This window comes from Orientia tsutsugamushi (assembly GCF_900327275.1).
Taxonomy (GTDB): domain Bacteria; phylum Pseudomonadota; class Alphaproteobacteria; order Rickettsiales; family Rickettsiaceae; genus Orientia; species Orientia tsutsugamushi.
The window spans coordinates 1,350,034-1,368,917 of the sequence record NZ_LS398548.1; the positions used below are offsets into that span (position 1 = coordinate 1,350,034).

Annotated in this window: 18 protein-coding genes and 3 pseudogenes; all 21 read right to left on the reverse strand. The window is 34.2% G+C overall.

All coding sequences use genetic code 11. From position 1 onward, the window contains the following. Positions 1–2 precede the first annotated feature (2 nt). Positions 3–1,758, reverse strand: a pseudogene (locus DK405_RS07135) (type IV secretion system DNA-binding domain-containing protein). Between the two features lie 5 nt (positions 1,759–1,763). Beyond that, positions 1,764–1,898 (reverse strand): hypothetical protein, encoded by a 135-nt coding sequence (locus tag DK405_RS15075; protein ID WP_269459330.1) that lies wholly within the window; start codon positions 1,896–1,898, stop codon positions 1,764–1,766. Next, positions 1,885–3,780: a conjugal transfer protein TraG N-terminal domain-containing protein gene (locus DK405_RS07145; protein ID WP_231967691.1), complete on the reverse strand. Its 1,896-nt coding sequence runs from the start codon at positions 3,778–3,780 to the stop codon at positions 1,885–1,887. Before DK405_RS07145 ends, DK405_RS15075 begins: the two co-directional genes overlap by 14 nt. Next, complete coding sequence (locus DK405_RS15460; RefSeq protein ID WP_331828114.1) at positions 3,780–4,235, reverse strand: conjugal transfer protein TraH; 456 nt, start codon at positions 4,233–4,235, stop codon at positions 3,780–3,782. Before DK405_RS15460 ends, DK405_RS07145 begins: the two co-directional genes overlap by 1 nt. After that, positions 4,189–5,082 (reverse strand): conjugal transfer protein TraH, encoded by an 894-nt coding sequence (locus tag DK405_RS07150; RefSeq protein ID WP_331828122.1) that lies wholly within the window; start codon positions 5,080–5,082, stop codon positions 4,189–4,191. Before DK405_RS07150 ends, DK405_RS15460 begins: the two co-directional genes overlap by 47 nt. Further along, positions 5,079–5,270 (reverse strand): conjugal transfer protein TraF, encoded by a 192-nt coding sequence (gene traF, locus DK405_RS07155; RefSeq protein ID WP_052691745.1) that lies wholly within the window; start codon positions 5,268–5,270, stop codon positions 5,079–5,081. Before traF ends, DK405_RS07150 begins: the two co-directional genes overlap by 4 nt. A gap of 72 nt (positions 5,271–5,342) precedes the next feature. Further along, positions 5,343–6,019, reverse strand: a pseudogene (locus DK405_RS07160) (conjugal transfer protein TraF). A gap of 133 nt (positions 6,020–6,152) precedes the next feature. After that, the gene (locus DK405_RS07165; RefSeq protein WP_052691746.1) at positions 6,153–7,739 is read right to left on the reverse strand and encodes an ankyrin repeat domain-containing protein; all 1,587 of its coding nucleotides are present in this window, start codon (positions 7,737–7,739) and stop codon (positions 6,153–6,155) included. 67 nt (positions 7,740–7,806) lie between these two features. Beyond that, positions 7,807–9,501: pseudogene (gene traN, locus DK405_RS07170) on the reverse strand (conjugal transfer protein TraN). Next, complete coding sequence (gene trbC, locus DK405_RS07175; protein ID WP_064612696.1) at positions 9,498–9,881, reverse strand: type-F conjugative transfer system pilin assembly protein TrbC; 384 nt, start codon at positions 9,879–9,881, stop codon at positions 9,498–9,500. Before trbC ends, traN begins: the two are co-directional and overlap by 4 nt. A gap of 22 nt (positions 9,882–9,903) precedes the next feature. Next, complete coding sequence (gene traU / locus DK405_RS07180; protein ID WP_174197580.1) at positions 9,904–10,881, reverse strand: conjugal transfer pilus assembly protein TraU; 978 nt, start codon at positions 10,879–10,881, stop codon at positions 9,904–9,906. Next, complete coding sequence (locus tag DK405_RS13080; protein ID WP_174190469.1) at positions 10,882–11,055, reverse strand: hypothetical protein; 174 nt, start codon at positions 11,053–11,055, stop codon at positions 10,882–10,884. Positions 11,056–11,145: 90 nt separating this feature from the next. After that, on the reverse strand, positions 11,146–11,805 hold the full coding sequence (gene traW / locus DK405_RS07185) for a type-F conjugative transfer system protein TraW (RefSeq protein WP_109510639.1): 660 nt from the start codon (positions 11,803–11,805) through the stop codon (positions 11,146–11,148). Further along, a complete protein-coding gene (locus tag DK405_RS07190; protein ID WP_109510640.1) occupies positions 11,802–14,294 on the reverse strand; it encodes a TraC family protein in 2,493 nt (830 codons plus the stop codon). The genes traW and DK405_RS07190 overlap by 4 nt, the downstream gene beginning before the upstream one ends. After that, the gene (locus DK405_RS07195; RefSeq protein ID WP_064612735.1) at positions 14,275–14,604 is read right to left on the reverse strand and encodes a hypothetical protein; all 330 of its coding nucleotides are present in this window, start codon (positions 14,602–14,604) and stop codon (positions 14,275–14,277) included. The genes DK405_RS07190 and DK405_RS07195 overlap by 20 nt, the downstream gene beginning before the upstream one ends. Beyond that, complete coding sequence (locus DK405_RS07200; RefSeq protein WP_109510641.1) at positions 14,604–15,923, reverse strand: TraB/VirB10 family protein; 1,320 nt, start codon at positions 15,921–15,923, stop codon at positions 14,604–14,606. The genes DK405_RS07195 and DK405_RS07200 overlap by 1 nt, the downstream gene beginning before the upstream one ends. 38 nt (positions 15,924–15,961) lie before the next feature. Next, entirely contained in the window at positions 15,962–16,297 is a 336-nt protein-coding gene (locus DK405_RS07205; RefSeq protein WP_109510642.1) for a hypothetical protein, read from the reverse strand. 406 nt (positions 16,298–16,703) lie between these two features. Next, positions 16,704–17,192: a hypothetical protein gene (locus DK405_RS07210; protein ID WP_064613303.1), complete on the reverse strand. Its 489-nt coding sequence runs from the start codon at positions 17,190–17,192 to the stop codon at positions 16,704–16,706. Next, positions 17,189–17,740: a TraE/TraK family type IV conjugative transfer system protein gene (locus tag DK405_RS07215; RefSeq protein WP_045912835.1), complete on the reverse strand. Its 552-nt coding sequence runs from the start codon at positions 17,738–17,740 to the stop codon at positions 17,189–17,191. Before DK405_RS07215 ends, DK405_RS07210 begins: the two co-directional genes overlap by 4 nt. Beyond that, on the reverse strand, positions 17,740–18,075 hold the full coding sequence (locus tag DK405_RS07220; RefSeq protein ID WP_045918854.1) for a hypothetical protein: 336 nt from the start codon (positions 18,073–18,075) through the stop codon (positions 17,740–17,742). The genes DK405_RS07215 and DK405_RS07220 overlap by 1 nt, the downstream gene beginning before the upstream one ends. Positions 18,076–18,204: 129 nt before the next feature. Continuing rightward, a complete protein-coding gene (locus DK405_RS13085) occupies positions 18,205–18,882 on the reverse strand; it encodes a tyrosine-type recombinase/integrase (protein WP_231967693.1) in 678 nt (225 codons plus the stop codon). Positions 18,883–18,884 lie beyond the last annotated feature (2 nt).

An 18,884-nucleotide genomic window follows, 5' to 3' on the forward strand; every position in this document is an offset into this window, starting at 1 on the left:
AATTAATACTCTACTAACTTAAGTTTTTTGAGCAATTTATATTCACAAACAAAAGCTGTATTTAAGTTTTGTAGCTGCATAGTTAGTTTTGTGATGGGAAAGTTACCGGCAAGCTTTACATAACATGTAAGGTCTGGTAGGTTCATAATTTCAGATGGCATAACTAAAATCTTTTTACGCTCAACATTATTCATATTTACCCCATCTCGCATAGTATTTGATCCATATGACAAGTTCTCTTGAGTTTCAATTATCTCTTGCTCACCTAGTGTTAATGCTGATTTATAGGCTGTAACCTGATCGCTAACTCGAAAAATAAATTTACTATTAAACAAATCCAGCATAGAATCACATTCAGCAGCCCCATATATTGCTTCTAATTGATGAATGTTCTGCAATCCAGCAACAAAGCAGCCTCCATACTTTCTACTTTCAGCTAAAGCAACTGGTAAAGACGAAACTTTTTGTAGAGCTGGAAGTTCATCAAGTATAAACCACATGTTTTTGTTATCATGATTAGGATTTCTACACATCAAAGCCTTGATAGCTATGCTTATCCAGGCTGAAATAAGTGGGCATAAAGTAGCTCTTTGATTTGGGTTAGCTGTGATAAATAGCCAGCTAGTTTCATTTGAATTACTAAACCATTCTTTTATGCTAAAACTACCTCCAGGCTTTAAATATTGTAGCGAAGTAATATTCTTTCCAAGCGTAGACTGAATTCCTGCAGAAGTTTCGAGCGCGCTTTCACTTATAATACCTGATACAGCAGTGTTTCTAAAAGCTTTTGCAAATTGTCTATTATCAGAGTAAATGATTGTATGAATTAGTTTTATGATATCTTTATCATCCTTATATAGCTTCAACGCTTCAGACAAGACTAATTCAGCATTTTTAGCAAAAAAGTCATCAAGTTTAGGAGTATAATTACTAAAACTACTAGCTATATCATGAAAATCAGCTGCTTCAAAACAATCATTCCAAGGCAACCATTGTTCACTATTTTTTTCTAAAGGATTAAGCAGTTTATCACATTTAGGATCAAAAAATCTATCAGTAAAAGCTCCAGTTGTGTCTACAATGATTGCTCGATCTTTGTGTAATCGAATTTGTGGCAGCAGTTCATTAAGCATATTAGTTTTACCAGTACCTGTTGTTCCAGTAATAAGAATATGTAGTCTTTCACTATTCTTTACTAATGGCAAGCCTCCAAAACGGATTTTCGAGGCCTTTTTAGCGCTTTTTAGCATTTTAGATAGGGCATTTGCACTCTACAAAATCAGCACCTCTAATTTTGGCCTTAATAATCGTGTTTTTGCCTTGAGCAGTAAAGAAAACAATTGAGATTATCACACCAATAGTAAAAACAATTAATCCTTCTAACAATGCTGAATTGATTAAGAATTCCCATAATTGCTGTATTTTAAATCCATGTTTGCCTGTATAAAACTCATGCAAAAAGTCTTGAGCATTGAGGTGCATCCATTTTTTAAACCTTAAACTATAAAACTTAATGCCTATTTGATCGATATCATAAAAATGCTCACCAATTGCTAGCTTAAGCTGCACATATCTTTCAATTGCAAAATAATACAAGCTGCTCAGAAAAACTTTTTGATATAATCGACATATAATCCAGAATATCGATAATCCTAATCCAATTATAAAAACGTTGGTACTACCTTGCCCAAACATTCTTAACTTATGGGCAAATAACTGCGAGCCCCTGGTGAAATTTCCTTGATTCTGAAAATTCATCTATCTCAAGAGTATTTTTTCAATATCTGTAGTTTTTGCTCATACTCTTTTACTCCAGTAAAATTCTTCAATTCTGTTAACCTTTTTAACATTGTTTCATGTTCTGCAATGATATTTAGTATTAAATCACCACACCCCACCTCCAGCACTAGTACTAGTACTACTACTTTTACTGTGGCTAGTACCTGTATACTCAGTAGTAGCAATGCTACTAGAACCAACCTTCTGCAGAGCTTGGTATTCACTCTCAGTTAGACCTATATACAGAGCTTCATCATGAGTTATCCTGTCGGCTATTTCCATGGTAATGGAGTTTCCTGTTGAAATAAGATTGGACTCTTTTTTTGTCAGTGAATCAAGATTGCTCTGTGAACGCACAAACTGGTTTTGATATCCAGATTGTAGCAGTGCAGAAGAGCGGTAGTTATCTAATAATAAATCTACGTTTTTATTTATAATTTGTCGACCATCATCCGTTGTAGTGACTTTTATACTACCATCATTGATAATAGCAGCCATATGTAATGAAGGAGCTAGGTTTTGTTGAGAAATAGTTCTATTGCCTATGCTGTAATTATCCATACTCAAGTTATTGTCGACTATATTACTTCCTAAGCTGCTAGCAACTTGTATAGGAGAGAACTGGCTGGCTAAGTTAGCTGTAGCATGAGCGCAAGCTTTTATCACTGACCAAGAAAGCATTGGTATTGATGATGCAAGCATTTGAAACGTCGCATAGCTATATAAAATCATCTCTGCAAAGCTTCCTTGCGATAGCATATTCAGACCATAATCACTACCGAAAGCTCCAGATTTACTGGATAAGCTGATCATTCCTAGACAATGGATTATTGTAAAAAATACTGGCCAGCTGCTGACCCATATTATTAATAGAATCCATGTTTTGAGTATGTTGTAACCACCAGGCAGTAAGCCCATTGGAAATACAATAAAGATCATTGAAACTACTAATGCAAAAAAAACAGATTGTAAAATAGGCATCATGTGAGCAGCCATTTCCCCAGCGACTAGATACGAAAATGATTTTTGAAATAGCCCTCTGATTGCATGCATACTCACCAGATTAGGATAAATTCGTGATAATGAAAACTTCTCACGCCAGTCATCATATGACTCACGATTAGCATTAAGTAGCATAGCTTGCTTCATCCATTCATGAATGTCTTGTTGCTCTCTCTGTAAATATTTTAGTGTGTCGCCAGTCATGACTTTTAGTCTTTGACTTAACATGCTTGACTGATCAGATTGAACTCCAATCGCTGCTGCGAACTTTGTTAGAAGCCCTTCATTTAATTCTTTATGAATTGCTGCTTTAATCAATGGAGTAGCTTGTCTGCATGTCTTGAAACTAATACCTAAATTACTAGGCTCACGATAATAAATACCGAAATTATTAGGTATATTCTGCTCGATAAATCCTATAATGTCATTAGTTTGTTGAGCAGCTGCTTTTTTGCCTAGAATATTACCTATGATGTAAGGCTTCATAAAGCATTGTCTAAGAAATTCCTTAGTATTAGTTAAAGTTACTGGATCATGTATTTGCACATCTCGAATCTTAGCTACAGCCTTAGCTCCAAACATAATACCAGTTTTTCTGCTTGATAGTCCTTCATAAGCCGGTAAAAGATGATTTTCCAACATTTTGGACACAAAGTAACTCGTTTGCGATGAAAGAGAAGCAAACATTGCAATACCTATCGGAATATTATCAACTTTTACTGGTGCACTCATTGATACCTCATCCTTGAGCCAAACAGTAGCTTTGGGGGCAAATAACAGCGTAAAAATAAATATCGATGGAAAGAACCACTCCATAGCAAAGATGCCGATATTTCCTCTAAAAATAGCCCTAGTAGCAGCCCATATGCCACCAATAGTCAAGGCTAAGTGTCCTACTGGAGTGAAGTATTCGCTATTTGAAGCAAAGACTCTGCCTATGCCGTTAAACACATGCCATAACAGATCTCCACCACCAAATGTGTATATTACGTAATCCATTAACTTTTCTCCTTCGCTATTAAATGCTGCTCTATTAATCTAGCCCTTTTATCTATTCGACTTGCATCTGTTTGTAGGCTAGTCCATTTCTCATTTGCAAAAAGTTGTACCCGATTCAATTCCTTCAAATATCTTTCTAAATGTTCATTCGAAACTTGCTTAGCACCTAGTGAAGTAACGGCTCTACGTATTTCGGTGATTACTTCCTTCAAATGCTGAACTAATGTATAGCTAGCTATTAATTCTGATGAGCTATCTAAAATTGTGACTCCAGAAATATATTCTAATATGATATAATCATAAATCGGAAATATATCTCCAATCGAAGATAAAAAGGCTATTTCATGGTTACTAAATTCAGTATTATGATCAAACTTATTTTTTAGATTAGTAAATTGTTGTTTAGCTTTACCTGCATAAGACTGCTCTGGTGATATTGTGATATTTCGTCGCAAGCGTTGAATGCAAGCAACTGACATTATCACAACTGTAAATCGAGGCTGATTCTCCGCCTTTTAAATGACTAATCCAACTTTTTTCATCCTGAGCTAATGAGTCATAAAAGTGTACATTATTGTTTGTAACCACGATAGTGCCAGTCATAGACATGATTGAATCATGCATATTTGATGGTATTCCAACCTTTGCTGCTGCTTTAGTGAAGATGTTATAATCATCAAGCATTAACTCTGAATCCTTGTTTTGTGCTTGTCGTAGAGCTTGTTTTTGATCTAAATAATTACGACATTTTTTACCAGCGGCAAAATAATCAAACCCGCTTTGTGACTGTATATCACGGCAAACAGCTTCTCTCATAGCCCAGTTCTTTGGTAAAGCTGTAGCAAATAATGCTTTTGTTAATTCACAATCTCCTTTGGCAAATTGATTCATCTCCATTGCTAGATTACGCAAGTCCTTAAGAGCATTTTCGATCTGTGGAGCAAATGTTTTTAATCCTAATGAAAATGCATAAACTTTAGCTTGAGAACCAATGTTTTTCATTAGTTGAACTAATTCTTCTCCAGAAATAACAGAGAAGCTACCAAGATAGGCGTCAATACCGCTACAGCTCATGTTTAAAGATGGTGGAGTTATAGCAAATGGCTGAAATGATGTTTGGCTTGTTCTGGCAGATAATCCGCCAGCTGCATAATATCCAGCCGCTTGATTCTGATATGATCCAGATCTAGTAACATTAACACTCATTCCTTGAAATACGTTTTCGATATTCCAAGCCAGTGACACTGGAGCTTGTAGCGAAAATAATGCTGCAATAACATAAACTCTAATTCTGATGCTCATCTAGTCTCCAATTTATGATAATATCTATCTATTGCTAGAATATTGTCGATAATTTTATTCTCAGAGATTATGCTTCTAGCTACTGCATATATTTTTTTACCATCGCTAGCTACTAGATATAACACAGGTACAATATGCTTAGGGTTTAGTTTATTTAGCAACTCATTATTCTTACTGACAGCTAGCAACTGAAATGCATATTTATTAGCAAAGCCCTGAACAATAGAGGCATAAAGGCCTTACAGAGCAAGCAATCTTCTTTAACTTGCGATTGCTAGAATATTGTCGATAATTTTATCTTCAGAGATTATGCTTCTAGCTACTGAATATATTTTTTTACCATCGCTAGCTACTAGATATAACACAGGTACAATATGCTTAGGGTTTAGTTTATTTAGCAACTCATTATTCTTACTGACAGCTAGCAACTGAAATGCATATTTATTAGCAAAGCCCTGAACAATAGAGGAATAAAGGCCTTACAGAGCAAGCAATCTTGTTTAACTTGCAGAATCAAGCCCCAGTTTTTAGCAATGTTTTTGAGTTTTAAGTCGTTTTTCTGCTCTGATTTTTCTTGATACAGCTTTCTATGTAAGCTATTAGATGGCTCATGATCATTAATCAGTTGATAATCAAGTAGAGTAGCTAGTTGCCACATAGTAGCAAACTTATGCGCCTTCTCCATGATTTGCTTCTGCAATCTTTGAGCTGTAATCACATTTTCGAGCGTTGGATTATCAAGCGCTATACGCTGAGCTCGATTAAATTGCTCCTTCAATTCCTCGATTCTATGATCATGAGCTCTCCGCATCAACTTAGAAGTAGAGTCATCAAGCTCATGACCATGTTTATCATTATACCATAAAAACCCTGTAGGCAAAGAGTTAGCAGTAGCTAATTCTACCGATAAGTAATTAAGTAGCCCTATAATTAGCATTATTGCTAATGGATTCATTATTGCATTATTTTTATATCTATCTAAAATGAAGTTTAGTCAAAGAAGAGAAGCATGACACAATCAAAGATTGCTGAAATGCTTCAACTATAAACCTTGGCAAACCTTACATTATTTATGATACAATACAATAACTATTAGTCATACTCTCACCCGTAACTAGTTCATCATTCATATCTTCGTCGTTAGCATGTTGAAATGGTTCTAACTGTTGCAATGGTTCTAAATCATTACTCTCTTGAAATGGTTCTAAATTACGATTCTTTCCTATTAATCCTTCTTTAACTTCTTGGCTAACACAGAACAACTTGTCACAATCATCATCCGATTTTTTCATGACTATTTTTTCACATTCTTCATTAAACTGTTGTAATGTTTCTAAATCATTATTCTTTCCCATTAATGCTTCTTTAAGTGCTGCGTTAACCAAGTACAATTTTATAGAATTATGCTTTTTTAACGTTTCTATGATTCTTTTTTCACATTCTTCGTTAAACTGTTGAAATGCTCCAAAATCATCATCATCCAATGTGTCTAATATCTGCTCAGTTGGTAACTCACGCCACTTTTCCAAAAATTTATCAGCATCGGTTTTTGCTGAATCGGGTTTTAATTTTAATATCTGCTTCTTATTTTCCGCTATTATTACCAGCGAGTTATTTGCAGCCTTTATTTGTTCTGCCCTCCATAATAGCCTTTTCTCTTGCAAGTGCTCTGCGATTTTGTGCTGATCATGTTCAATAGCTAAAGCTAAATCTAAAACTGTATAACTATCGTTATTCTTTAAAATAAAATTAACATTATTATTCTTACATAAACTTTTTATCAAATCTATTGATCGGCATAAAAAACTATCTAAATTATCCATCATTAGATGTGTTATATCTAACAATCCAGAGTAGCTTAAAAGAGCTAAATGTAAGGCAGTGTTACCATCATTATTTTGTATGTTTGTATCTATTCCTCTATTCAACAGCATTTCCGCTACATCTATAAAGCACTTGTCATCATAATCAACATATATAAGCTTGGAAGCATGTACATCATGTGGTAATATGGTGAATCTATGCTTTGCAACTAAATGTAAGGCAGTGTTACCATCATTATCTTGTAAATTTAAATTTATCATGTTAGGATATCTATCTAACCAAAACTGTACCATGTATTTGTGGCCATTTTTAGCAGCAGAATGTACTACAGTATTTTTACCTGTTATATTAATATCGGCATTATTATTCAATAACAACTCTACTACATCTATGTTCCCACATGCAGAAGCATAATGTAAAGCAGTGTAACCATCATTATCCATCAAATTAACATTAGCTCCATTATCAAGTAGAAGCTGTAATTTCAGGGTGTCGCTTTCATAATGGACAATAAAAGGGACGCTACCATCATCTGATAAATAGACCTCAAATGAATTTGGCGCAACTATCTTAGTAGCAAGATGCAAAGGAGTGGATCCATATTGGTTTTTGATATTGACATCAGCGCCCTTTTTTAACAGAAGTATTGCTATATCTCTGTTCTGAGTAACTGCTGCATGCAAAGCAGATCCAGTCGGACCAAGTACCTCATTAACAAATACTGTATTGATAATGTTACAAGCATTATCTTGTGCTAGAATACGCTCTACATTCTCTACATTCCTAACACTGACTGCGTAATATAAGTCACGTGCTAAATCATCGTTATTCATTTATTTTTCACCCTAAAAATATATGTAGTTATTATATCTTAAAATAAAAATATAAATAAAGCAATACTTAATAATGTTGCATTTGTTGCATACGATGAACTTTATCTTTGATGCCTGCAATAATGTCTTTGTTCATGCTGTTTTGAGCCTTAGTGAGTATATCGCCAAATAGTTCATCCATATTGATTTTAGTGAAATCAACTTTTTGTAATTCCTTAACAGTAAGGCCTCTACAATTTAGACATTCAGGTGTACCAAAGTCTATTTTTAGCTGTTTTCTTGCTTCTTCCTGAAAAATTCTTGCAAGTTTTGACTGAAAGCAGCAATAAGTAGACTTTCTAGCTAAGCAAATACCTAATATCGGAATTCTTGAAGAACAGTAGGTCCCAATATAGTAGCAGTAACCTTTTTTTCTATATAGAGCTAATTCTTGTTCCTTAGATTTGCATTATGATAAGCCTATATCACGCCCCCAGCCAGTCATTGAAGAGCAGCAATTCAAAAAACTAAATACATCTTTTTTGCATTTGCGATGTTTTCCTGAAAATACAGAAACGGGATTTGTTTTAATGTCCTTGCTCATCTGATTTAGCATCGCTAGATGAGCTACTTTAGCTATATCCCTGTTTGGTATAATAGTCGGAGTGTTGCAATTACCTCCTAAACAAAAGATCGAGTTATTACGCAACGATGAGTGTAGCATTGTTTGCTTCTCAGTTGAACAGCTATAATCGTGCTGCCATAGTAAACAAATATTTGCTACTGATTTTTGGCAAGTGCTGTTTTTTAATTCGCAATTTTGAATTTTAAGGTGTTTGCAACCATCTTTTGGATCGCTAGTACATGAAAAAACAATCTTTTGTTTCCAATATGGACGATTGACTTTAAACTTGTCAAAAAATACTCTATCACCACCATCATAGTTGATTCTATTGACCTCATAGCATTCGTTACTTTCTGTTAATTGCTCAAGTTCAGGGTTTAAAACTTGCCAATATTCTGCTACTTCCCTTAGTTCTTGAGTCTTATCTCTGTAGTCATAGTGAAGTATACATATTTCATTTATTTCATTTAATAAAAAATTTCTACCAATATTGTGTATAGATGCACCAAGCCTATTAGCAATAGCCCATTTCATTTGTTTTACAATTGCTTCGGGATCATCTGCTAGGCAGTATATTTGCGCATCTAATTCATCATCATAGACATCGCTACGACTATTAAGCCAATTACTATGATTCTCCTTTATTTCTTCTGTTGCAAATTCCATTTGCCGGCTTTGCCATGGAAGCCATACATTCTCTAATTTGCACTCAACGTTTAATTCTCGAATAAGTTCAATATTGAACTTACTGCCTTCAGTACAACTTTGAATGATTTCAGTATTAGTTGTACTTGTCTGAGTTACGAAATTACTGCTATCAAGGGCACTTAAAGGATCAGATTCAATTCTCATTGAATTAGCTATCATATAATTTTGATCGTTGATATTATGTTGAGTTAAGGCATTGTTTTTACTGTTTTCAGCTTGAAATAACATTGCTCCACTTTCTGTACCAAGCTGATTACGGCCATGGTAGGTTAAATCCTCATCATTATTAGGATAATTAACATTACTACCTTGATGAAATAATTCTTGTGTATTTGAAGAATTTCCAAGATTTACATTATAGTTGCTAGCTTCATTATAACTGCTTTGCATTGAAGCTAAACAACAATTGATGTTCAATATTATCAAAACTAGTACTATAAGTTGCTTCATGGAGTATTCTCATTCATAATTTCTAATGCTGTTGCTAAAGGAATATGGCCAGTTAATTTCTTGGTTAATCCTCTTTTTTCATCATCTATTACTATCACTGGTACAACATCAACCTTATATTTCTCAAACAAGCTAGGATCTATATCGAAGCTAATATCAAGCTCCATAGTTTTATTCTTTGTTTGTGTAAATGAGTTATTAATTAACCCACGCATAACTAATTGAGCTCCGACCTTTTGAGACTCAGCAAAATAGCTTTTTAAAGCCTCATCACTCATTGAAAATGAGACAAAAATAAAAGTTTTTTGCTTGTCCAAAAAAAAAGCATTAGCATTATTAACAAATAATAAAACCATCAACATCATTACTCGTATAACCATATTCCTCTCCAAGCTTTATAAATCAAAGCAAACAACAATCTCTTTTTCGCCAAATCAAGTAACCAAAATCTTCACCATTAACTGGAAATTCTCTGCCGGCTTGCCATGTAGCTTCTGTTTGACCTATGCTCTTGCAGGATTTTGTTTCTGGAATTGGATAAGTCATTTGTAGTCGATACTGACTTTTCTTGATAATAGGCATTGGATACTTACCACATAGGCCTTTATAACCATAATATCCCCATAACATCAGTTGCCTATGCATCTTAGCCATAAACTTACTTACCATTAATACAGATGTTCCAACTCCACCATTATGCGCTGCAGCTGTTCCAGTGAAAGGGTAAAGCATTCCTTGACATCCAGCACACCAAAAAGCATAATCGCTTGCTAATAAACCAGCGCTACAACTGATGCAATCAGCTATACATGCTTGATAAGCAGCTACATTTTGAAACAACAACGTTTCTGGATTTAAAATCGCAGATTTTGCATCGTCACTCCATAATGGATCAAACTCTGTTAAATATGCTATATCGACTGCAGCCATTTCCAGACAAATAAAATCAAGCAAAATTTCCAGCCAGTAAATCACGGGATAGACATACCAATGAATGTGGTAAAAAGCACTTCCTTCAGCCTCATCTTTCATGCCTTTTTGAGTAGCAGTTCCAAATGACAAACCTCCAAGACTTACCATACACATTGGTGACTTTGTAACGTCTACAAGGCGTACTGGCTCCCAAAATCCTACCGGAATACCAGGTATAGGCACTGGAATCCCTGGCTTAGGACAAAGACATATAAGTCTACCAGAAGCATTAGTATCAGGCATTGAACTGCTTACTACCTTAAATCCAGCTATAGTAATTGGAAACAAGCACTTCCAACATACATCTGTTATAGGATTTACAAATCTTCCAACACACCCAGCAGCTGCATAACAGTTATTAGCTGTTATAGACATTACTATCGCTAACAAAATTACCAGTTCCTTCACTCACTTTGCTTGCATTGATGAAATTTTACGAAGAAGTTTTGGATATCTATTTCCTGGAATTAAATATAAAGTTTCACCACCTGGATTTACTATCTCTTGTATTTCACCTCGTAGCGTATTATTAACTATTTTAACTAGATCTTGTTCTAATTGCTGTAATTTCCAACTTTTCATATAAAACCTTCTTTTAAGTTGAATCTAATAGTATATTGAGTTATACTGCTTACAGCATATTATGTAACTTCCAACGTGCGTTATATGCTTTTAATAGGTGCTTACTTCGCTAATTTTAAGCACAGTGTTTTCTTGCTCTATTATGGCTGGCACAGCTTGTATTTTAAACTTCATACTCAAAAAACCCAATTGATCGAAGAATACGTGCCGGCCTAATAGATTGCTAAGTTCAATAGGATTTCCATTAACTAACACTATCTTTCCTGGTCTTGATTTTGCCCAAGCGACCTGATCTTCATCATCTCCATCAATTAATATTAGTGGTTCACCCCAATTTATTATCTCTAAAGGATTTATTTTAGTTCCTCTCCTTACTATTATTATACCATTTTTTGTCTTAATGTCATCCTTTTGAACATAGGTAGAATCATATATTCGCGTTTTATTTTCAGTAGCTTTACTCAAATTTTTTACTGGAACTGGTCTCATGATTTTTTGCCTAACTTTTTCCTGAAATTCAAGCTGCATTTGATTCAACAAACCACTTTTTGATGCAGCATTAAGTTTAGCCATAATCACCTCCAGTAATGATTCCTCAATGATTGGAAAAACATGCCCTCTAGTTCCATAATCCTTAATCTCAACACCTATATCAGCATTTAATAAATTGGCCCTTATATCGCTTACTTGATAAGCAACAGCGAATAAAGCAAAGAGTGTGCCTATACCAATTACTACTCCTTGCTTCATGGAATTATTTTCCGCTCTCTTATCACATAATTAATTGCCTCACTGACATTCATACCTTTAGCCATGTGATCTTCTATTGCTTGATAATCTCTAGCATTCGTCGAAGTTAACAGCAGAGTAAATGGATCAATCATTAATCTGCCTACAACACCTGAAACATTAGGGCTGTAAATAGCTATTTCACTATAATACGGAGGATTTGAATGTACAGATTGCAGTAAATTTAGCTTCCAATCCTCATCAACAAAGCCTGCAAGCTTAGGATTAGCTCGCATTGCCTTAAATGATTCAGAATTTTGCTTTAAGATTATCTTATGTGATGAATTCTCAAATGCTTTTTCAGACGCAGAACCCTCTTGACGAAAGTAATCCGTGAGTTGCTGAGTTGCTAAAGCAATCGATCCATTATATTTTCGAGCTATTCGACCTGCTTCTTCAATAAACTCTCCTGAACGCTTTCCAGCTAATAGCTTCCAAGCTTCATCTATCATAATTAAAAATGGTCTACTTCTATCTCCCTTAACCATTGTTTGATTAATATGAACAATCATAATCTGTACAATCACAGCTAATAGCTCTGGTACAGAGCGTAGATGATCAGTTTCAATTACCACAATATCAGAGTTTAGAGATAATTGCGCCTTACCGCTAAAAAATCTTCCATGTTGACCATCTTTAGTAAAAGGAAAGAGCATATTTCCAAGCTCTTTAGCATATGATTCTTCTCTATTTGATAACCAGTCTGCAATATCGGTAATTTCAGCTTTAGCTCCCTTATTTTGCCAGACTGATATCAAAGCTCTCTGCAACATCGGTTGTTGCAAATCACTTGTTCCATACTGTGGAGCTGCCATAGTAGCTAAAATAGATGGAAAGTTAGATAAAAAGTCTGATCTAGCCTCTATAGACTTTGCACTGTCATCCTCTGGCACCTCTGAAAATGGATTAATTGATACAGGATTTTTCATGTCAAATTCTATGTATCTACCGCCTAGAATCAAGCATGTACGCTTAAATGATCTTCCATAATCAAGAACAAAAACTTTACCACCAACTCCTAGAACCGATAGCATTAATTCTTGCATAAAAACGGATTTTCCAGAGCCTGGAACTCCAGCTATACAAAGGTTAAAGTTCTCATTTGGAGCTACTCCATGCTTATTTAATGCAGGTAATAAAGCTCCACCAAAAGGTGACCAATACATTATTTGACCTCGTCTGCCAGCTAGTAACATACCTGGAGAACTTAAATCACCTTTCCATTCACCAATGATTGGTAATAATACTTTGCTCTCTACAGAAACAGTTTTTATGCCTCGACCTAAGCTAGAAAGCGCTACTCCAACTCCTGATGTTTTATTTTGACCCAATACACCTTTTGGGCCTTGTTCAACTAATTGCATTGGTAGGGCAGCTAGTAACACAGCTACATGATCATATTTACATGGAACAAAATACCATCCACTGCGTCTTAACATCGAACAAAAGGCTGATGCAGATTGCTTAGCCTTTTTTGTTTTATCAAACATAATAACGTTGAAGTGAATATTAACTACTCTATCACCACTCTGCAGAGCAGCCACTACACCGGCTAAATCAGCAGCTTCTTGTTGTATATCAGGAAAAAATTTACTCATTCCTGCATTAATATTTCTTTCTAGCGCTTCTCTTTTAGTTATGGCTGCAGTCCTTTCCATCGCTTGATTTGGTAAAATTTGCAGACCAAAATGAATCAGGAAATTTGATTTTATATATTCATCACGACGCATTTCATTGCCTAAAAACAGATCCATGGCAGATAATTTCCATTCTGCAGGTCTTTTGCGAGCTTCTAGGCTGATAAATATTTGATCATCATTTACATTTATACAATCATCATTCTCAAATAACGAGAAATCTCCACTTAAAATTTGTTCAGACAATATTTCATACTGGTTAATATTTGAATGTTCTTCTTCAGGCCAGCCAAATATTACTCTCAGGAACTTTAATAATTGCTGCGCATTCACATTTTCAGTGCTTAATCCAATTGACCTAAACGTATCTTTTAAAGCATCTCGTCTGCGAATCATATCATCGATATTTGCATTTAAATTAGGTATAGTAACTGAAATTAACAATACTATATCCTTTATAGAACCTACTTTTTGAGCTTGATCACGTAAAAATTCTGTTCTTTTATTTGCTAACTCAATAAATATCTCTCCTTTACGATATGACTGCCAGTTGCTTAAAAAATTCTCTATATTATTACTACCAAGCATCAAGACTTGCAGGCTACTTTCAGCAGGTAAATTTTCATCGCTTTTCAGAAATTCAGCAATTTCATTTTGAGCAGAAACACTAGCTCCAACTAATGGCCATGCAAGCAATACAAAACCTATTGAACCACGATTAAAGAATAGCTGAGTCTCATCATCATATGATTCATAGACAAAGTGTTTAGAAAATCTTTCTCGATCAAAATCCTTATGTATGCTTGCGTTCACCTTGACTCTGTTTTGATTTAAATAAATTAATAAGATATTTTTTTGGTTTTTTCGGCGACTTGTTAACAACATCTAGGCCTTGAACTGCTTTAGCTTGCCTGTAGCATAGAATACAACGTCTTTTTGATTTAGTTTTTGATGTTTCAACTTTCTCAAGATTATCAATATCAAAAGCGCCTTGAGCAACCATATTCTTTATTTCATATAAAGACTTACATTTTAGCCCTTTAGGAATTTTACAATCAAAAGTACTTCTGTAAAAGAAGCTGGTTAAGCTCATACAGCCCAATAGCAATAATAAAAACTTCATTATAAATGCTCCTCTAACTTTTGTGATTGATCGAATTTATTATGCAAATTAACTTTTTCATTGTTAGTTGATTGTGAATAAGTTAAATTATGTGGCTTCTTCTTGGGCTCACATAAGTCAAAACCTTTTTTAAATACAACATCGATGACTCTACCTGACGCAATAAGAACGACTGGGCTCATAGAATCAGCTCGTTTTATAGCAAAATCAGCTAGCTTATCAAAAGCATTGCTAGCTCCAGCGTAAGCTCCAGACTGAAGCGCATCTCCAATCTGAAACTCTTGTTGTTGGCCTCCAGCTACTAGGTTTAAAGTTGGTAGCATATCAGGTTTAATAGCCTTAGATTGCAGAAACTTAGCTATACTGCTAAATACTCCATTTAATGCAGCCATGCCTGCTATGTTAGACGATTTATCCACCACGATTCCTTTAATTCCAGAACGTCCGTCTTCGCCTATCAACCAGCCTTCCACCTTTTTTTCGATAATATCTCCTTGGTTATTGACTACTGAAAGAGTTTCGATGCGACATTTAGCTCTCTCTGAGGACATCTCTCCGTTACAGGATCCAATTAAAATTGCCTTTTTGATTTGATCAGTTTTATATTTATCATAAAGAATTGCTGTATCAAGCAACTGCAGAACAATTGGTTCTGGTGATGAAGAGCTGTTTGTTCCTGTGCCTACAACGACTCCAGTAAGTAGCACAGCTCTAGCAGAACTACCGCTAGTAACATAGTTCTCAACATTTTTTTTTTGCTCAGATTCAGCTCTCCTAAGATTGACAAATGATTGTACAGGAGCTTGCTCTGTTTTGTTATCATGTGGTGAATTTGAAATATGATGATTAAGATCAGAACTAAATTCATCACTATCATTATTATATAGACTCTGCTTAGGCTGATTCTCCAATATCTCAAGTTTTTGGTTAAAATTATTAATTTGGGCTGTAATTTCTAAATATCTGCTGTCTATTACACTTTCAAATCTATCTTTTAATGTTTTGACTTCATTAAGTATTTCTTCTGTCCATTTTGCTCTCAAATCTACAGCTTGTTCTATTCCAGAAATCGCTTCTCTTGACTCACGATTTTCAATAAAAATTATAGATTCTTTCGTTTTACCACTTTCAGATAAAAAATATGAAACAACCATTATTGTGATGCTTATAAAAGTTAAGGCAATTACTGGCTTTCTACGAATGATATTTGTTAATTCTGATAACTTGCTATTAGGCCTAACAGATTCAGCCTTTGGTTTATCATTTAGCTCTAAATCTTCTTCTTTTGTATTATTATTGTCTGAATTGTCCTGTTCCACTATTCCTCCGCTTTTTGAATGTTAATGTTTCTACCTTATCAATTAATTTTCATACCACTGGCAATCCAATCTAGGTAAAAGCCTAAAATAACACCAATTGCTACCATTACTCCTGCAAGCTTTATATTCCCTCGTGCTACAGCCCAAATCGATGATAAAATAGTTGCGCTTGATATACCTATTGTTTTTAGCTTTCCACTAAAAAGTCCGTCTATTTTATTAAGCTGTCCTTCAAGAGTATCAGCTAATGCTGGCTCAAAAGAAAAAACACAAGCAGTAATTATAATAATTAACAGCCCTACAACTACATTATTCCACTGTATTCCAAATGTAGGGTTTAGCATATTTAGTCGAGTTTTTTGATATATGAACATTGTTATTGCTTATTAGTAAATTTTGCATTATTCTCCTAGTGCTAGTGAATTCCACGTTGAATAAAATTTTACTTTGAAGAGAGTTTCAGATACCCTACCAGAACTTTAAGGCTTTGAAGTAAAAACTAGCATTTTAAGCCAGTTTTATTTTTCCTTAGTATTTCTACTTTGTTTTTTAGAAGGTTTTGCTGTTAATTCTTTTGTATTAACATCATTACTGAACAAATTGGTGAAGACACATTTGAGCCTTTAACAAATTGCATATGAACATTGTTATTGCTTATTAGTAAATTTTGCATTATTCTCCTAATGCTAGTTAATTCCATACCAGTGAAATTTTACTTTGAAGCGGTTTTAATTAATAATCTTTGTAGAACTTTAAGTCTTTGAAGTAAAAACTAGCACTTTAAGCCAGTTTTATTTTTTTCTTAGTATTTCTACTTTGTTTTTTAGAAGGTTTCGCTGTTAATTCTTTTGTATTAAGGTCATTACTGAACAAATTGTTATTGTTTTGTTTTGAATTATCCTTTTCCTCTATTTTTGTAGCAGCATTAACAAGCATTATAGGGCTTGGAGTTTTTGGAGTAAAAGTTAACATTAAATCCTGAATTGTTTTGTATTCTCCTATTACTGTTAAATAAACCTTGTTTCCTTCTTCTCGTGGAACAATAAACAAAAATCCAGACTCATGAACTACAACTTCAGCTGCATTTTGAGGATACATAAAAATATCATTAATTTTTTCATCTTTAAGATTAATTCTTGTTGGCCCACTATCAGAAATCTCAAGCTTTAGTAAATTGTCAGCTTCTAACTCATATTCTACTGCATATATATTATTAACGTTTACCAAAGCAATAAACCATATGATAAATCTCAAAAATCTAATACTCATTTTTTTATTCCATTCTCTTTAACACCAGTCAACAATAAAAGGTAATTAGGAGTTTGCTTGTAAGTCAAAAGGTAAGTCTTATCGACAGCTATATCTTTACTATCGCTAAACCAATAACGAAGCGTTCCACTAATTAATACTCCATCCTTTATCACTTCAATCTTTTTTGGAAAAAAGACTGAAGATACATTTGAGCCTTTAACAAATTGCAAATGATCATGAAAAAATTTATTTAAAGATTCAGTATTACTAGATGCCACTTTCATGTCTGCTATTTGTCTTTCTACCTCATTTGGAGAAGTAGTAAATAAGAGTTTCGTCACATAAATTGCCCATTCCTTTAAATAGGTTTCATGGTAATTTTTTGATGAAACCATCATTTTACGATCAGGCTCCATTGCTGGAATTAATAACCACTTTTCTTCTTTGGTAATTGCAGCCATTATCGCAATTATATTAGCTGCAGCTAGCAATATAGTTACTGAAAGTAAGCATTTATTATATTTAACCAGCTCTTGTATAGCATTTTGCTTAAAGAGATGATTCATTATTTGCCAACTTTTTTGCCCAGCAATCTTGAATATCCTAATGGAGCTGGCAATAAACCTTTAGCTACTAAAAAACTTTTTAGCAAAAAATTCTCCGATACCTTCTTAAATTTCTTAAAGCAATAACATAGAGCAATTCCTCCAACCATAAATGCTAGGCCTAATTTAGCATGCCTGCTGTTTAGTAGTACAATTCCTGGAGCTACTCCAGCTAGCACTACTCCCCATTCATCAATGCTCAAACCCATATACTTCAATGGCCTCGATAATGCCCAACATAATTTTTGATTTTGCATAATCACCTTTAGCCCCAATTGTAGCATGAGATTTCTCATTCTACTACTATAATGTTTAAATTAGCTAAATATCTTCAAACATAGATTTTACCTGCAATAATTAGTTTACATACATGCATGCATGTGCGACATGAAGTCGCACTATTCTTACCACAACGTTTATATCAGTCAGATAGTATTATAAATATTATAATTTTCAGCACATTCCCTAATTATTTTTGTAGCCTTAGACATATACTGTCGCACTAACTCCATACAAGCTATAGTATAATGCATTGTTGAGTTTGAATTCATATGATTCAATGCTGCACGAATTATATAATGACCTGCACCTATATCTGACAGACAACTTGCAAACGTCCTTCTTAGATCGTGTATCTTGAAATTTTTTATGCAAGCCTTTTTACAAATCCTATTCCATGCTTCATATGGCTGTTCTAAGTGTCCGCTTTTGCTATTATCACTTGGTAGCACCCATTTACTTGTAGATGTTAATTTCCTTGCTTGCAATATTTTTATCATCTCATTTGTTAATGGTATATTTTGCGCCTTTCCGTTCTTAGTTTTTGGTATATGCCATATTTTTCTTACAAAATCTATATTGTCCCATTCCATCTCCAACACATTACTTTTTCTAGCTCCAGTATATAACCCTAATAATGCAAAATCTCTTATCAACGTATTTTTTTCTCCACATAATACTTGTAAAAATCTACCAATTTCATCGTAACTTAGACGTCTTTCTCTTGCTTGCAGTTTATGCAGCTCTATCCCTAGAGTAGGATTGTTTTCTATTAATCCCCATTTTTTTGCCTTATTAAATATAGTGCGTAAGGTTGCTAGCAATG

Bases quoted from the DNA above. Each gene is read 5' to 3' on its own strand.
- trbC (WP_064612696.1), bottom strand. From the start codon at position 9,881: ATGGTTATACGAGTAATGATGTTGATGGTTTTATTATTTGTTAATAAT.
- DK405_RS07210 (WP_064613303.1), bottom strand. From the start codon at position 17,192: ATGAGTATTAGATTTTTGAGATTTATCATATGGTTTATTGCTTTGGTA.
- traW (WP_109510639.1), bottom strand. From the start codon at position 11,805: ATGAAGCAAGGAGTAGTAATTGGTATAGGCACACTCTTTGCTTTATTC.
- DK405_RS07220 (WP_045918854.1), bottom strand. From the start codon at position 18,075: ATGAGAAATCTCATGCTACAATTGGGGCTAAAGGTGATTATGCAAAAT.
- DK405_RS07150 (WP_331828122.1), bottom strand. From the start codon at position 5,082: ATGAGCATCAGAATTAGAGTTTATGTTATTGCAGCATTATTTTCGCTA.
- DK405_RS07205 (WP_109510642.1), bottom strand. From the start codon at position 16,297: ATGTTCATATATCAAAAAACTCGACTAAATATGCTAAACCCTACATTT.
- DK405_RS13080 (WP_174190469.1), bottom strand. From the start codon at position 11,055: ATGAAAAGTTGGAAATTACAGCAATTAGAACAAGATCTAGTTAAAATA.
- DK405_RS07165 (WP_052691746.1), bottom strand. From the start codon at position 7,739: ATGAATAACGATGATTTAGCACGTGACTTATATTACGCAGTCAGTGTT.
- DK405_RS07215 (WP_045912835.1), bottom strand. From the start codon at position 17,740: ATGAATCATCTCTTTAAGCAAAATGCTATACAAGAGCTGGTTAAATAT.
- DK405_RS07145 (WP_231967691.1), bottom strand. From the start codon at position 3,780: ATGGATTACGTAATATACACATTTGGTGGTGGAGATCTGTTATGGCAT.
- DK405_RS07195 (WP_064612735.1), bottom strand. From the start codon at position 14,604: ATGAAGTTTTTATTATTGCTATTGGGCTGTATGAGCTTAACCAGCTTC.